15 protein-coding genes are annotated in these 14,525 nt (G+C 60.9%); 1 reads left to right on the top strand and 14 read right to left on the bottom strand.

Annotated features, from left to right (window positions below):
• Positions 1–17 precede the first annotated feature (17 nt).
• The 9 genes from AC13QE_RS15345 to AC13QE_RS15305 all read right to left on the bottom strand — a co-directional run bounded on the left by AC13QE_RS15345 (position 18) and on the right by AC13QE_RS15305 (position 10,357).
• Positions 18–1,106, bottom strand: coding sequence for a DUF1513 domain-containing protein (locus AC13QE_RS15345; RefSeq protein WP_488484297.1), 1,089 nt, complete (start codon positions 1,104–1,106; stop codon positions 18–20).
• Positions 1,107–1,109: 3 nt separating this feature from the next.
• Positions 1,110–2,219 (bottom strand): imelysin family protein, encoded by a 1,110-nt coding sequence (locus tag AC13QE_RS15340; RefSeq protein ID WP_488484296.1) that lies wholly within the window; start codon positions 2,217–2,219, stop codon positions 1,110–1,112.
• Entirely contained in the window at positions 2,219–3,778 is a 1,560-nt protein-coding gene (locus AC13QE_RS15335) for a di-heme oxidoreductase family protein (protein ID WP_488484295.1), read from the bottom strand. The genes AC13QE_RS15340 and AC13QE_RS15335 overlap by 1 nt, the downstream gene beginning before the upstream one ends.
• Positions 3,779–3,822: 44 nt before the next feature.
• Positions 3,823–5,112 carry an imelysin family protein gene (locus AC13QE_RS15330; protein WP_488484294.1) on the bottom strand — a complete coding sequence of 430 codons (1,290 nt, stop codon included), beginning with the start codon at positions 5,110–5,112 and terminating at the stop codon, positions 3,823–3,825.
• Positions 5,113–5,361: 249 nt separating this feature from the next.
• A complete protein-coding gene (locus AC13QE_RS15325) occupies positions 5,362–6,651 on the bottom strand; it encodes an RsmB/NOP family class I SAM-dependent RNA methyltransferase (protein WP_488484293.1) in 1,290 nt (429 codons plus the stop codon).
• 205 nt (positions 6,652–6,856) lie between these two features.
• Positions 6,857–7,225, bottom strand: a complete 369-nt coding sequence (locus AC13QE_RS15320; protein ID WP_488484292.1) for a septal ring lytic transglycosylase RlpA family protein — start codon at positions 7,223–7,225, stop codon at positions 6,857–6,859.
• Between the two features lie 397 nt (positions 7,226–7,622).
• Positions 7,623–8,495, bottom strand: coding sequence for an SDR family oxidoreductase (locus AC13QE_RS15315; RefSeq protein ID WP_488484291.1), 873 nt, complete (start codon positions 8,493–8,495; stop codon positions 7,623–7,625).
• Positions 8,495–9,652 carry a tRNA epoxyqueuosine(34) reductase QueG gene (queG, locus tag AC13QE_RS15310; protein ID WP_488484290.1) on the bottom strand — a complete coding sequence of 386 codons (1,158 nt, stop codon included), beginning with the start codon at positions 9,650–9,652 and terminating at the stop codon, positions 8,495–8,497. Before queG ends, AC13QE_RS15315 begins: the two co-directional genes overlap by 1 nt.
• Before the next feature lie 12 nt (positions 9,653–9,664).
• Complete coding sequence (locus tag AC13QE_RS15305) at positions 9,665–10,357, bottom strand: glutathione S-transferase family protein (RefSeq protein ID WP_015338534.1); 693 nt, start codon at positions 10,355–10,357, stop codon at positions 9,665–9,667.
• Positions 10,358–10,508: 151 nt separating this feature from the next.
• On the opposite strand from AC13QE_RS15305, the gene AC13QE_RS15300 reads away from it, so the two are divergent.
• Positions 10,509–11,306, top strand: a complete 798-nt coding sequence (locus AC13QE_RS15300; protein ID WP_015338535.1) for an undecaprenyl-diphosphate phosphatase — start codon at positions 10,509–10,511, stop codon at positions 11,304–11,306.
• 68 nt (positions 11,307–11,374) lie between these two features.
• On the opposite strand, the gene AC13QE_RS15295 is transcribed toward AC13QE_RS15300, so the two are convergent.
• From AC13QE_RS15295 to AC13QE_RS15275, 5 genes are all read right to left on the bottom strand, one after another.
• A complete protein-coding gene (locus AC13QE_RS15295; RefSeq protein WP_165915182.1) occupies positions 11,375–11,539 on the bottom strand; it encodes a hypothetical protein in 165 nt (54 codons plus the stop codon).
• 288 nt (positions 11,540–11,827) lie between these two features.
• Entirely contained in the window at positions 11,828–12,808 is a 981-nt protein-coding gene (locus AC13QE_RS15290) for a complex I NDUFA9 subunit family protein (RefSeq protein ID WP_488484289.1), read from the bottom strand.
• 113 nt (positions 12,809–12,921) lie between these two features.
• Positions 12,922–13,209 (bottom strand): DUF1330 domain-containing protein, encoded by a 288-nt coding sequence (locus AC13QE_RS15285; protein ID WP_488484288.1) that lies wholly within the window; start codon positions 13,207–13,209, stop codon positions 12,922–12,924.
• Between the two features lie 27 nt (positions 13,210–13,236).
• A complete protein-coding gene (gene pyrF / locus AC13QE_RS15280; RefSeq protein WP_488484287.1) occupies positions 13,237–13,929 on the bottom strand; it encodes an orotidine-5'-phosphate decarboxylase in 693 nt (230 codons plus the stop codon).
• Position 13,930: 1 nt separating this feature from the next.
• Positions 13,931–14,518, bottom strand: a complete 588-nt coding sequence (locus AC13QE_RS15275; RefSeq protein ID WP_488484286.1) for a histidine phosphatase family protein — start codon at positions 14,516–14,518, stop codon at positions 13,931–13,933.
• Positions 14,519–14,525: the final 7 nt, after the last annotated feature.

Below are 14,525 nucleotides of genomic sequence, written 5' to 3'. Positions count from 1 at the left end.
TCCAGCCAAAGTCCGGATCAGCCGCGGGCGATGCGGACGATGTGCTGGTCCCAGGCGACATCGTTGTGTTCGCCCAGAAAGTTGCCGTCATAGGACGAGACGGCAAAGCCATGCCGCGCCGGTGCGATGCCCGCCGCATCGGCGATGCTTTCCACCTTCAGCACCGCGCCCGTCTTGGCGTCCAGTGTCACCGAAGTCCCTTCAACCGGCGATGTGACCCCGACGAGATTCTCGGCACGGTTGACTGCGATGGCGCCGACATAATTGCCAAGCGCCCGTGTCGTGTCGTCGGGCAGGGTGACGAAACTCAGGTCCTCGCCCCTCGCGAAATGGCCGACAAGCGGCGGCAGGTCGTTGCGGTGGCCTTCGTACTGGCAGGCGAACCAGACGCGGCCGCTGGCATCGATATCGACATGGCGTGTCGAAACCTGAGCATATTGCGACGGCAGCGTATGCTTCTCGATCAGCTCGCCGTTTGCCGCGTCGATCAGCGTCAGCGACGGTTCCATATGGTCGAGATTGAGCTTGGTACGGCCGAAATCCGGATGCGTCTCAATGCCGCCATTGGCGACGATCAGGAACCGGCCGTCATCCGAAACCGTCATGTCATGCGGGCCGACACCATAGGTCTCGTATTCGCCGACGCGGGCAAAGCGGTTGCCCGCATCATAGAGCCCGACGATACCGCGATTATTGTCGAAATCGTTCTCGCTGGCATAGAGAAGCCTGCCATCACGCGAAAACGTGCCGTGTCCGTAGAAATGCCGGCCTTCTCTGGCGGAAATGACGATCGGCTCGGCCTTGTTCCAGGGATCGAAAATCATCGCGTAGGTGCCGGGCCGGCGCGCGAAGGCGACAGTCTTGCCGGTCGCCTTCGAAAAGGCCATGCCGTGGGCGCGTGCGGGTAGCGCCACCTGATCGATGATGCGCCCCTGTTCGGTCACCGTCGCCACCGCAAAGGAGCCGTCGGCGGCGCGGATGCCGGAGGCATAGACCGCATCGGCCCGCTCCAGCGCCATCAAGGCACCGGGCTTGAGCGCTGCGAGGAAGGTCAGTCCCGCTGCCTTGACGAAAGCTCTCCGATCGATGAGGCCGCTGCGCATCATGTTCTAGTCTCCGTCTGCGAAGGAGAAACCGGCCGAAAGGCCGATGGCGCCGCCATACTCGTCGCTGAAGCTGGTGGCGAGGTCGCGGCTGACGGCGAGCAGCTTGTCGATCTTGGCGCGCTCCGCATCATTGCCGATTGCTGCCTCGATATCCGGATTGATTGATGACGCTGTCGCTGCAAGCTCGTTCAACAAGCCATCGATCTTGGTGGCAACTGCGCGCTTGTCAGCTGGTAGCAGGTTTGCCATGTCGGCTTTCTCCCAGAGCGTCTTCAGGCCCCCAATATTGCCCGTGAACGAGGTCCACGTATTGGCCGAGCGCCAGTAGATCGCCATCTTCGGCCGCGCCGTTGCCGGATCGCCCTTGTAGAAGGTTTCCAGCCGCTGGTCGCGAACATTGGCCGCGCCATGCACGAGGATGCCGAGCAGTGCGGTTACGGCCTCCTTGTTATCCATGAAATCGTCGCTGGTCTTGCCCGGGAATTTCCAGGATTTCTGCACGCCATCTGGCGCATCCCATTCGTCGGCGATTTCCTTGGCGGTGTTCTCGATATTGCCGGCGACAGCGGCGCCATAGCGGCAGCGGAAGCTTTGCTTATCCTTCCCGAGGACATCGGAGCCGTTGCCGAAGAGCACATATTCGAGCGCCGTCATGCTCATGAGCGCCACGCTCTTGCCGGCGACGGCTTCGACGGTCGTGTCCTGCTCGTCGGCCTTGGCGATCAGCGCCTGCACTTGCTTGAGACCCACGCCCTTGCGGTCGGGATAGAACAGGATGTGCTCGAAGCGGTTCTTTTCGATGATCGGGCCGGTATCGACGATCTCGATGCGCGACCAGCTCTTCACGGTGTCGCCGAAAGCAGACTTGGCGCCGGAAAGGGTGGCATCTGTGGCATCGGCGCAAAGCGCCTTCATCGCGACAGTCAGTTTCGAGGTGGAGTCGTGCATGGCGCGGTAGCCGGGACGGATCACGTCATCGACGGCCTTCTGCAGCATGGCCGGCACAGCCGCCTCGTTCAGGCCGGCGCCATTGGTGCCCGCATCCTCGGCGTGGGCAGGCAAGGCCGCAGCGGTCAAGAGAAGACTTGCTGCAAAACGTGTCCAGTGGCGCATCAAAGGGACTCCAGAAAGTTGATGAGGGCTTGCCGATCGTCCTTCGAAAGACCGGCGAATGCATTGCGGGCTTTTTCGGCCTCTCCTCCATGCCAGAGGATGGCTTCGGTCAATGTGCGGGCGCGGCCGTCATGCAGATAGGCCTGCCGGCCGCTCACCGTCTGTGTCAGGCCTATACCCCAGAGCGGCGGCGTGCGCCAATCGCGGCCGGATGCCGCGCCCACCTGCTGTCCATCCGACAGGCCTTCGCCCATGTCGTGCAACAGGAAATCGGAATAGGGCCAGATCAGCTGGAACGCCTGCGGCGAATCCTTGCCGTCGCTGCCCTTCAAGCCATCGCGCGTCACGAATTTCGGCGTGTGGCAGGCGGCACAGCCGGATCGATAGAACATGTCCTTGCCATGCAGCACGGCGGGCTGGCTCGTCATGCGGCGGGCCGGGACGGCAAGATTTTCGGAGTAGAAGGTGACGAGAGGGAGCACCGGGTCCGGCGCTTCCGTGTCGCCCAGGCGCTTCTGCACGCCGGTCGGCATGGTCAGACATTGCGGTTCCTTGGCGGTGCAGTCGCCGTACGGGTTCGGTCGGTCCGGCGTCGAAATGCCGATATCGGCGGAAAAAGCATCGGCCACCTGGTCGCGCACGGTTGCATTCTGGGCCTTCCAGCCGAAGCGCCCGAGCGCGAGTTGACCCGTGCGATGATCGCGGACGATGGCGGAGCGGCCGCGAATGCCGGTGCCCTTCTTATCGTCCGGATCGGCATTGGCGAGAATATCGGCATCCGGAATGGCCTCGATCAGGCCGAGGCCGATCATCGGCGGCGCAATGCGCGCTGAAAGCGTGGTGCTTGCATCCATCGGCCCATAGGCGAGATCGCTCACCCCGTATGTCGGCTTGCGCAAGGTCACGGTCTCGCCGCCGGTAAGCGTCACCGTCTCGTCACTATAGCTGAGGGTTACCTTGCCTTCGGCGGCGAGGCCGGGAACGGCAAGATCCTGCAGCTGTGCTCCATAGGTCGAATCCGGGAAATTGAGCGCGTGAAAATCCTTGACGGCCTGCTGCTCCTCCGGCGTCACGGCGGGTCGTGCAAGGCGCAAGACCATCGAGGTCGCGACAGCTCCCGCTTCTTCGGGCGGATGGCCGCGTCCATCGCGGATATGGCAACTCTGGCAGGAGCGGGCGTTGAACAGCGGTCCTAGCCCGTCGGAAGCCTGGGTGGAGGAGGGGGCGGAGACCCAAAGCTTGCGAAAGAGCGCGTTGCCGAGATGAAAATCCTGCCCCTGCTCCTGATCTAGCTTAGCCGAGGGCTGGGAGAAAATATCGCGCGTGACCTTATCGATCGCAGTCAGGCCGCCACCCTGCATCGTTTCATAGGGTTCGGCCTTGAGAAAGTTGCTGGTCGCGCGGGTCGCATCGCGCACGCGCTTCAGCTCTTCGGTAGAGAGATCGCTGCGATTGCTCGGAAAATCGAGGATGTCGGCAACGGCCAGCGTGATGGAAAAAACCAAAAAACCCGCAGCGAGGGCGGGCAAAAGGGCGCGATTGGCCGGGATGCGTGTCATGGTGTCGGGGCGGCAACGCCTTGTCGCGCTGCCACCCTCCCTTATTACTTCTTCTTGAAGACGGAGTTCGGATTGTCCAGGCTGTCCGAACCTTCGAGCTTGATCGTGCCGAGATCGAGAGCGGCGATGACGCGTTGGATGCTCTTCGTCTGGTCGAGCAGGCCGTCGATGGCCTTCTGAACCGTCGCGTTGCCTTCCTTGTTGCCCTCGCCGATCATCTGGTCGTATTTCTCGACCGTCTCGCCGCGATGCACCAGCGCCTTCATGGCTGCAAGCGTCGTGTCGAGCTTGCCTTCCATCTCCTTGTCGAGCGCGGGATCCTTGGCCTTAACCAGATCGTGCAGCGACGGACCCTTCAGCTTGGTGCCGTCGGCGCGGGTATAGTTGCCGTTATAGGCAGACGCGATGCCAACGGCATCGCCATTGTGTTCGTTATAGGTATTGTCGGAGAAGCAATCCTGTTCTTCTTCCGGATCGTGCAGCAGCAGGCCGAGCTTCATGCGCTCGCCGGCAAGTTCGCCATAGGAAAGCGAGCCCATGCCGGTCAGGATGGTGGTGAGGCCGGCCTTCGGATCAGCTTCGACATGCTTGGTGGCTTCGCCGTCCGGCGCCCACTTGTCCGTTATGTCCTGCAGGTCGGCAACGAGCAGTGTCGAGGCGGATTTCAGATATTCGGCGCGGCGGTCGCAATTGCCGTGTGTGCAATTCTTTAGATCGTAATCGGTTGCCGGACGCTCGCCGGCGCCGGCACCCGTGCCGTGCAGATCCTGGCCCCACAGAAGGAATTCGATGGCGTGGTAGCCGGTCGCGACGTTGGCTTCGATACCGCCGGCCTGATGCAGTGTGCCCGACAGGAATTCCGGCGTCAGATGCGATGCGTCGACGTCCTTGCCGTTGATCTTGATCGTCTTGTTGGCGATGACGTTGGCGACATAAAGCGAATTCTCGTCGCTTTCGGTGCCGTAGGAGGCATCGACATAGTCGATCAGGCCTTCGTCCAGCGGCCAGGAGTTCACCTTGCCTTCCCAGTCGTCGACGACCGGATTGCCGAAGCGATAGACTTCCGTCTGCGCATAGGGAACGCGAGCCTTGATCCAGGCCGCACGTGCCGCCTTAAGCGTCTTGTCGCTGGGGTTGGCGAGCAGAGCGTCGATGGCCTTGTCGAGTGCTTTCGCCGTCGTCAGCGCATCCTGATATTTGGCATGTGCCAGTTCCGCATAGTGCTTGAGAACGGCAGCCGGCTCGGGAGCGGCTGCGCGAGCCGGCAGGCTGAATGCAGCGGTCGTGACAACGGCCACCGCGAGCGCGGCGCCAATTCTGTTTTTCAGTTTCATGTTCCTCTCCTGTGACAGCGGGGGGCACCGTCAAAACTTGGCAATTTGTGTCATGTATGAAAAACAAACTTGTGTCAAACGCTCTAGTTTAGAACGATTTTAAGGCGATGGACCAAGGATTCAACGGCACAGGCGAAATGGATTCGCCTGTGAGTGCGCGGATATAGGCGGCTTGGCATGGGGTTGGCAGGGTAGTGGAACCGGGGTAACGACAGAACGGCTCTAATCCGCTAGTCGATCGCCGCCAGCTCACATCTTCCGTTGCAGACGGCTGAAGAAGAAGCCGTCAGTATCGGTGGAGGCCGGCGTCAGCGTAATGGTCTTGCCATCCGAGGAGCGGGGCTTTGGGGCATCCTTGCCGAACAGCTTCCCCCAGGAGCCCAGAGTTTCCACCACCTCGAAGTCCGGATTCTGGGCGGCGAAACGGTTTACCTGCGCTTCATTCTCTTCCGGCAGCACCGAGCAGGTGACATAGAGCAGCGCCCCGCCAGGACGGACGAATTCTCCGGCTTGCGCCAGGGCTTCCTGCTGCTGGCTGGTGCGCTCGTCGAGGTTCTTCTGCGTCAGCCGCCATTTGGTATCGGGACGGCGCCGCCAGGTGCCGGTCCCGGTGCAGGGAGCATCGACCAGCACCTTGTCGAACTTGCCGCGCAGTTGGAGCAGGCCGTTGCGGTCGTCATGGACCTGAACATTCCGGGTGCCGGCTCGTTTCAGGCGCTCGATGATCGGCGCCAGCCGTCGCCGGTCGCTGTCATAGGCATGGACCTGGCCCTTGTTATGCATCGCGGCCGACATGGCGAGCGTCTTGCCGCCACCGCCGGCGCAATAGTCGAGCACCTGATCGCCTTCTTCAGGCAGAACCAGATCCGCGACGATCTGCGAACCTTCGTCCTGCACCTCGAACCAGCCCTTCTGGAAGGAGAGCTCGGCCGTGACGTTCGGCAGGCGGGACGCGCCTTCGCCGGCAGGAATGCGGATGCCGAACCGGGCGATTTTCGATGCCTGGCCGCCAGCGCGTTCCAGCACCTTCACGACCTTGGCGCGGTCGGCCTTCAGCGCATTGGCGCGGAGGTCGAGCGTCGGACGTTCGGCGAGAGCTTGCGCTTCCGAAAGCCAGCCATCGCCGAAGGCTTGGCTGAAGGAGGGCTCGACCCATTCGGGAATATCGCCCTGAATGTGAAGAGGCGCATCTTCGAGATTGCGGGCCGCAAAGGCGGCCAATGTTTCGGCGCTCGGCGCCCCAGGGGCAAATTTATCGCCGTCCAACTCGGCAGCCAGCGCCTCCGGCGTCAGGCCCCATTGGCGGAAGAGGACTGCATGGGCAAGCGCGGACGCACTGTCGTCTTCCATCAGCCAGGCATGCGAAAGCCGCATGCGCAAGGCGTCGTAGACGATGTTGCCGATCGCGGCTCTGTCGCCGGAGCCGGCGAAGCGATGGGCAAGGCCCCAATCCTTCAGGGCATCGGCCACCGGTCGCTTGCGCGCTTCGATATCGGCAAGAACTTCGATGGCCCCCTGCAATCGGCCGCCCAGACGCATTCACACTCTCCTGCTTGCGCATGACCCGGAACCCGTTGGAGCTCATCTTGGGAATCTGCGCCCTACCAAAACCGCTGACGCCTCGCCGATCCGCGCAGACAATGCCCATGGCGGCGGATTTTGAGACGTCTCAATCGCGTGGTAGCCGCGATTGGCCGAGAGAGCAAGCGTCATGCCGATTTGCCGGTGGTTCCGGCTTCGGCGATTACTTGGAGGCGACGACCTCGTAACAGACCTTGGCGGTGCCCGAAGCGACCATGCCGATGTTCTGTGCGGCAGCGCGGGAGAGATCGAGAACACGTCCGCGAATGAAGGGCCCACGGTCGTTGATGCGAACGACGACGCTGCGGCCATTGTGCTTGTTGGTGACCCGGAGGCGCGTGCCGAAGGCAAGCGAACGATGGGCTGCAGTAAGATTTCTGGAACTCATGCGTTCCCCGGAAGCAGTCTTGGAGCTTCCTCCGTACCATGAAGCGCCTCCGCAGCCAGCGGATGCAAATGCCGGAGTCGAAACGACAGCAATGGAGGCGGATATAGTTGCGGCGAATGCCAAAGAACGTGCGATTTTCTTCAAACCGATTTTTCCCTCAAGCTATTGAACTTGCGCCCTGGGTAGGCGGCGGGGCTTAAATCAGGCCAAAAATGGCGAAAAAGTGCCACTATCGATCACGGAATGTTACGGACTGTAACATTTGTGATGTTAAGGGAATACTGTGGCTATTCAGTGGATTTGCTTGATCGTGGAAAAAACCTAATAAAATCAGTTAAAAATGGAATGAATTTTCTCGAAAGCATCGGGTGATGTCAGTCATCACAAAAATCGGAAAAATAATTTTCCGACTTTGCCATAATCGCTGCCGCATTTGTGCAATTTTAGAGGTCGTTAACCATAAATGCGGAGCAAATTGAACTAGGGCGGCCAGCTAAGTAGGAATTTTCATGCGATATCGTCTGGCATGGGGAGCGCTTTCTCAGCCGCGCCATGCTCCTGAGGACCATAATTCGGAAAGTGACATTCGATACTCTGGGTAGCGGAACTGGAAGCCGAGCGCGCGCAATTTCGCGTTCGAAACGCGCTTGTTTTCGCCGTAGAAAGAGCGGGCCATCGGCGTCAGTTCAGCCGTTTCGAAAGCCTGTTCCGGTGGCGGTTCGACGCCCATCAGGCGGGCGGCCTCGGCAATGACATCCTGTGGCGGCGCGGGCTCGTCGTCGGTGACATTATATATGCCGCCGAGCTTGCGATCGGACAGGAAGCGGGCGCAGGCGCCGATATCCTCGACGCGGATGCGGTTGAACACCTGGTTCGCCTTGATGAGCCTCCGGGCGGTTCCCTTTTCCAGATTGCAGAAGGCATTGCGGCCGGGGCCGTAAATGCCGGAAAGGCGGAGCACAGCGACGGGAAGGCCGAGCCGGATGCCGACGCGCAGCCAGCCATCTTCCGCTTCTACTCGCTCGACCGAGCGGTCCGCGACCGGATGCAGCGAAGTCTGTTCGCTGACCCAAGCGCCCTTGTGATCGCCATAGACGCCGACGGTCGAGAGATAGCAGATCCATTCCAGCTTCGGCATCAATGCCTTGAGATTGAGCTGCGCCAGCCGCAGCAACGGATCGCCCGATTTGCCGGGCGCGATCGATTGCACCAGATGCGTTGCCGTTTGCATCGCCTCAGCCAGAGCCGGATCGATCGTTTCACCGTCGAAGACGAAGGCTTCGATGCCTTCCTTCGTCAGCTGTTCGGCCTTGTCGGCGGAGCGGGTCGTGCCGGTGATGCGGATACCAGAGCCGGCGAAGGCCTTGGCGATGGCCGTTCCGGAATAGCCGCAGCCGAAAATCATCACATGCATCACGATACCCCTGCCAGTTTCCATTCGGCGCGGACGTCTTCGTCCGCCTCGCCATGTCTTTGTGCCGCAAACGCATGGAATTCGCCAGCCGTCATCAGCCGCGATAGAGTCCAGATCGCCATGCCGCGCACGGTGGGCGAGGGATCTCCGGCCAGTTCGCGACATTTCTCGATAAAGGAACGCTCACCCGAATTGCCGGCAGCGATCAGCACATTGCGGATGAAGCGGTCCCGGCCGATGCGCTTGACCGGCGAGCCGCTGAAGAAGGTGCGGAAGCTTGCATCATCCAGATCAAGCAGAAAGGCGATAGACGGTTCCTTGAGATCCTCCCGCGCCACCAGCTTCATCTCCGAGGCGGCGCTCGCGAACTTGTTCCACGGGCAGGCGGCAAGGCAGTCGTCGCAGCCGTAGATGCGGTTGCCGATCAACGGCCGAAGCTCGGGATCGATCGGACCTTTGTGTTCGATGGTCAGATAGGAAACGCAGCGCCGGGCATCGAGCTGATAGGGGGCTGGGAAGGCAGCGGTCGGGCAGGCGTCGAGACAGGCTCGGCAGGAGCCGCAATGGTCGATCTCCGGCTCATCCGGCTCGAGATCGGCCGTGGTGAACATCGAACCGAGAAAGAGCCAGGAGCCGAAGCTGCGGCTGACGAGATTGGTGTGCTTGCCCTGCCAGCCGAGACCGGCAGCCTCTGCGAGTGGCTTCTCCATGACAGGCGCCGTATCGACGAAGACCTTGACATCCTCCTTCGAGCGCGCCGCGAAGCGAGTAGCGATCTCCTTCAGCCTACCCTTGATGATGTCGTGATAGTCGCGGTTTCGGGCATAGACGGAGATCGCCGCCTTGTCCTGCTTTTCCAGAATGCCGCGCGGATCTTCGCCGGGACCATAATTCAGGCCGAAGACCACGATGGAGCAAGTCTCGCTCCAAAGCACGCGCGGATCGCCCCGGCGGTCGCGGGTCTCTTCCATCCAGCCCATGGTGCCGTGATAGCCCTTGTCGAGAAACTGGCCAAGCCGCACGGCCGCTTCGGGAATGGCGTCCGGCCTAGTGATGCGACAGAGATCGAAACCATGGGCACGCGCTTCCTCTCGCAAGAAAGCGGTCAGCGTGTTTCTTCGCTTGTCAGCTTTTTCCGCTTCGCGATCATCGGGCATATCGAGCCCTCGTCAGAAATCCAGATCGGCATAGTGCGAAACTGGTGTGACTCCACGCACGCGCTCCGCCAGGATCGGCCGGAAGGATGGGCGCGACTTCAGCCGCTGATACCATTCTTTGGCAACAGGCGATTCCGTCCAGTCGATCTCACCTAGATAGTCTAGCACGGAAACCGAGGCTGCGGCGGCGAGATCGGCGTAGCTCAGGCGCTCACCGGCCAGCCACTGCCGCGAACCAGCAAGCCAGGACAGATACTTCATATGCTGGCGGATATTGCCGCGCGCCATGCGCATGACCTTGGAATCGGGCGCGCCGCCACCCTGTTCGGCGGTCATCTGCAGCTTGAAGACGCGCTCGCGCGTCAGCGGCCGCGTCACATCCTGCTCCATCTTCTGCATGAACCATTCCGTCAGCCGGCGGATTTCGGCGCGCTGGAACGGATCTTCGGCCAGAAGCCGGCGGTCGCGTTTCAGAACGCCATGCGTCTCGTCAAGATATTCGGAAATGACAGAGGCGCCACAGAGCGCCCGCATGCTGTCATCGACGTAGACAGGCAGGGTGCCGGCGGGGTTCAGCGCCAGGAAATCGCGTCGCTTTTCCCAAGTCTGTTCCTCGATCAGCTCCGTCTGATAGCCATATTCCGTCAGGATCAGACGAACGAACCGGGAGGAAGATGACATTGGGTGATGATACAGCGTCGGCATTGGCACTCGGGTGTTTCTGATTGATGCTACGGAAGTCTTTTGGGTCGCGATTCTGCGGCCCTAGTCATTTGTCATCGGTTGAAGCTATAGGATCTTGGCCTAGTTTGCACAAGCGAATCGGGCCGCCCTGCCGTTAGACAAAGGACACGATATGGCTGAACAAATTATTATCGCGTTGGTTTTAGGCCTTGTGGAGGGGCTTACGGAGTTCATTCCGGTCTCCTCCACGGGCCATCTGATATTGCTTGGACATTTTCTCGGCTTCAAATCGGCCGGTACTTTTGAAGTTTTGATCCAGCTCGGCGCGATTCTCGCCATTCTGCTTGTCTATTTCAATCGTCTCGTCCAGATCGCCAAGGCGCTGCCCGTCAGCGTCAAGGCTCGTCACTTCGTTCTGGCCGTCCTCTTCGGCTTTCTGCCCGCTGCCGTCATCGGCGCGCTGGCGCATGATTTCATCAAGACGGTGCTGTTCGATTCGCCGAAGGTCATCTGTATCTCGCTGATCCTCGGCGGCATCGTCCTGCTCGTCATCGACAGGATCGAGTTCAAGCCGAAATATACCAGCGCCTATGAATTTTCCTGGCCGATGGCGGTCAAGATCGGCTTCTTCCAGTGCCTGGCAATGATTCCGGGAACGTCACGCTCCGGTTCCACCATCGTCGGTGCCCTGCTGCTCGGCGCCGACAAGCGTTCTGCCGCTGAATTTTCCTTCTTCCTAGCCATGCCGACGATGGTCGGCGCCTTCACGCTGGATTTGTGGAAGAGTCGCCATGATCTCAGCTTCGCCGATGGTCAGCTGATCGTCATCGGCTTCTTCATGGCCTTCATCTCGGCGTTGCTCGTCGTGCGCGCGCTGCTCGACTTCGTATCCCGCCGGGGTTACGCCCCCTTCGCATGGTGGCGCATTGCCGTCGGCACGATCGGTCTTATCGGCCTCTATTTCGGCTGAGACCCATCATCCGCGCTGATATCCTGAAAAAGTGAAGGCCGGTCAAAACCGGCCTTTTTCATACCCGATCAGTTTCGGGAGGACGTGTCGATGGAACCCGTCGTGCAGGGATCGACGCCGTAGGTCGGCGCACATTCGCCCTTGATCGAGGAGATGCTGCCGCGGGCCACGAAGGAGCCTGCGAGAATTACCAGTGCCGCGCACGCAAACAAAAGCGCGATAGACTTGCCCATCGAAGAATGCCTTTCCGCAGAAGTGTGAAGCGCGCCGCGGACCGGTTTATTGTTCAAGCCTGAGACGCGCGGCTGTGTTAGTCAGTGAGATGAGCAATAGCAATAAATGTTCATATTAAATTTGACGTTAATGCTACTATTTCCGCACTGCGTCTTTTGAGCAACGCTGAGCTGTGAATGGCGGGGCTCTGCCAGCGTTTTAAAGTACGATTCTGTCTTCGCGAGGCAATAAAAAACGCCGCTCGGCAAAGCCGGGCGGCGCGTGAATTTCGTGGAACGGCCGAATCGTCAGGCGGCTTTGCCCGAGCCCGTGAACTGGCCCTGCGGACGGTAACGCACCAGGTAGGACGGCAATACGGAGACGAGCAGCGTCGGCAGCAGGCCGATGCCCTTCAGGGTGCGTCCTTCCGCTTCCGCCTGCTTGGAAACGACGTTGTCGCTCTTCAGCAGCGTTACCTGGTCAGCGGTGATCGGCGGCTTGATGAGCGGCACCAGCGACGCGACCGAACCGATCAGCGAAGCCAGGCCGAAGGGGATGGAGACGAAGGACTTCTTGCGATTGATGACGGCAAGCGTCGTCTCGAGACATTCGCGGAAGGACAGCACTTCCGGGCCGCCGAGCTCATAGGTCGTGCCGGCCTTCAGTTTGCCGTCGACGCTGCGCGCGACGGTCTCGGCGATGTCCTGAACGTAGACCGGCTGGAACTTCGTTTTGCCACCGCCGATCAGCGGCAGGAAGGGCGCGGTGCGGGACATGTCTGCGAACTTGTTGAAGAATTCGTCCTCCGGTCCGAACACGATCGAAGGGCGCAGGATAATCGCGTCCGGCTTGATCGACAGGATAGCCGCTTCGGCGCGAGCCTTGGTGCGCGCATAGGCCGAAGGCGAGTTGGCATCGGCGCTGAGTGCGGAAATATGCGTCAGCGAGGCGCCGGCGCCGCGGGCGGCTTCCGCAATCGCCTTGGCGCCGAATTCCTGCACGGCGTCAAAAGTGTTGCGGCCGCTTTCGGCAAGGATGCCGACGCAGTTGACGACATGCTGCGCGCCTTCGACGGCGCGGTCGATCGAGTTGCGGTAGCGCACATTGGCCTGAACGATCGAAATCTGGCCGAGATTGCCAAGCGGTTGCAGGAAACCGGCAAGATCGGGACGGCGAACGGCGACACGAATGCGATAGCCGCGCTTGGCAAGCGCGCGCACGACGTGCCGTCCGATGAAACCTGATCCTCCGAACACGGTGACGAGCGGCGGGAGGTTGGACAGGGTCATGGCAGGCTCCTCGAAAGGCTTTGAATTGGGCTTATCTGGTTTCGTCTTAGCCGATCCGCGCGCCGAGGTGAAGTGCTATCGCGCTGCATTGCAGCGTCGGCTTTTCAAGGGGTTTAAACCCCTTCGACGACGACCATTTCGGCATCCGCCACCTGCTGGCGGATTTTGGCCGCGATCTGGTATTCCGGCGAGTTGTAGCAATCGACGGCATGCTGCAGCGAGGGGAATTCGATGACGACGTTGCGGCCGCGTGCCTGTCCCTCAAGCGGCATGAACGCACCGCCGCGGGCAAGGAAATTCGCGCCGTATTTTTCGAAGGCGGGCTTCGCGGCGGCGATGTAATCCTTGTAGCGCTCGGGGTCGCGGACATCCACGCGCGCGATCCAATATCCCTTTGCCATATCGACCTCCCTGATTTTTGTGGTGGTTTAAAGTGCAGCGCTCATCTCGGCGAGGATGGCGCGGGCGGCCTCCTTTGGATCGGCCGCCTTGACGATCGGCCTTGCGACGACGAGATGGCTGGAGCCGGCTTTGATGGCTGCGGCAGGCGTCATCACACGCTTCTGGTCGCCCTTGTCGCTGCCTGCCGGACGGATGCCGGGGGTCACCAGCGCCATATCCGGCCCGATGATCTTGCGGACCGCGGCGGACTCTTCCGCCGAACAGACGATACCGCCCATGCCGGCGAGATGCGCCTGTTCGGCCCGGCGCAGCACCAGCGTATGCGGATCATATTCATAACCGGCGGCGATGAGATCGCCTTCGTCCATCGAGGTCAGTACGGTGACGCCGAGCAAGCAGAGGTCCGAGCCCTTGGCCGCCGCGACGGCCGCCTTCATAGCTTTCGGATAGGCGTGCAATGTCAGCATCGACATGCCCATCTTGACGATGTTCTCCACGCCGGAGGCCACCGTATTGTCGATGTCGAGCAGCTTCATGTCGAGGAAGATCTTCTTGCCGCTGGCGGCCAGATCGCGGGCGAATTCCAGGCCGCCGGCAAAGGCGAGCTGATAGCCTATCTTATAGCAGAGAATATCGTCGCCGAGGGCGCCGACCACTTTTTCGGCCTCCTGAAGGTTTGGAACATCTAGTCCAACGATCAAGCGGTCGCGTGCGGTCATATCAAGCCCATCCCATCCAGTCTTCCATGGGTGTCCAGTCGCATGAGACGGCGCGCTTCGCAAGATCGAAACAGAAAAGATTGCCGCCACCCGGCGGCTGATCGCCTTGGCGCGCTATCGGTTTCCCCTCCAGATGGCATTTCAGCAGCGTGCCGACGCCACCATGGCCGACAAAGGCGAGCGGCACGTTCGGATCGTGACGCGCAAGAACGGCCTCGACATTGGAGACGATCCTCGCCTGCGCATCGATGGCGCGCTCCCAGCCCTTGAAGCTCTCATGCGGATTGGCAAAGAACCAGTCCGCAGCTTTTTCGAACTCCGGCGGCGGCAGAAAACCTGTGGCGCTGCGATCGTTTTCATGCATGGCTTCGATGACCTCAATCGGCGCACCGCTTGCCGCTGCCAAGGCCTCCGCCGTTTCGATTGCCTTGCGCTCGCCGCTGGAGACGATCAGGCCGAGATTGCCAGCCCAGGACCGGCTCGCCGCCAGTCGCGCCCGCTCGGCGCCAATGTCGGACAAGCCCCACTCCGGCACCGGCACATTCGGGTCGATCCGCACCTGTGGGTGCGTAACATAAAGAGCGTACATGGATTTC

Source organism: Martinezella sp. CNPSo 3957, from assembly GCF_057784395.1.
Note: the sequence above shows the minus strand (reverse complement) of the source record. Positions and strands in the feature narration are given on the sequence as shown.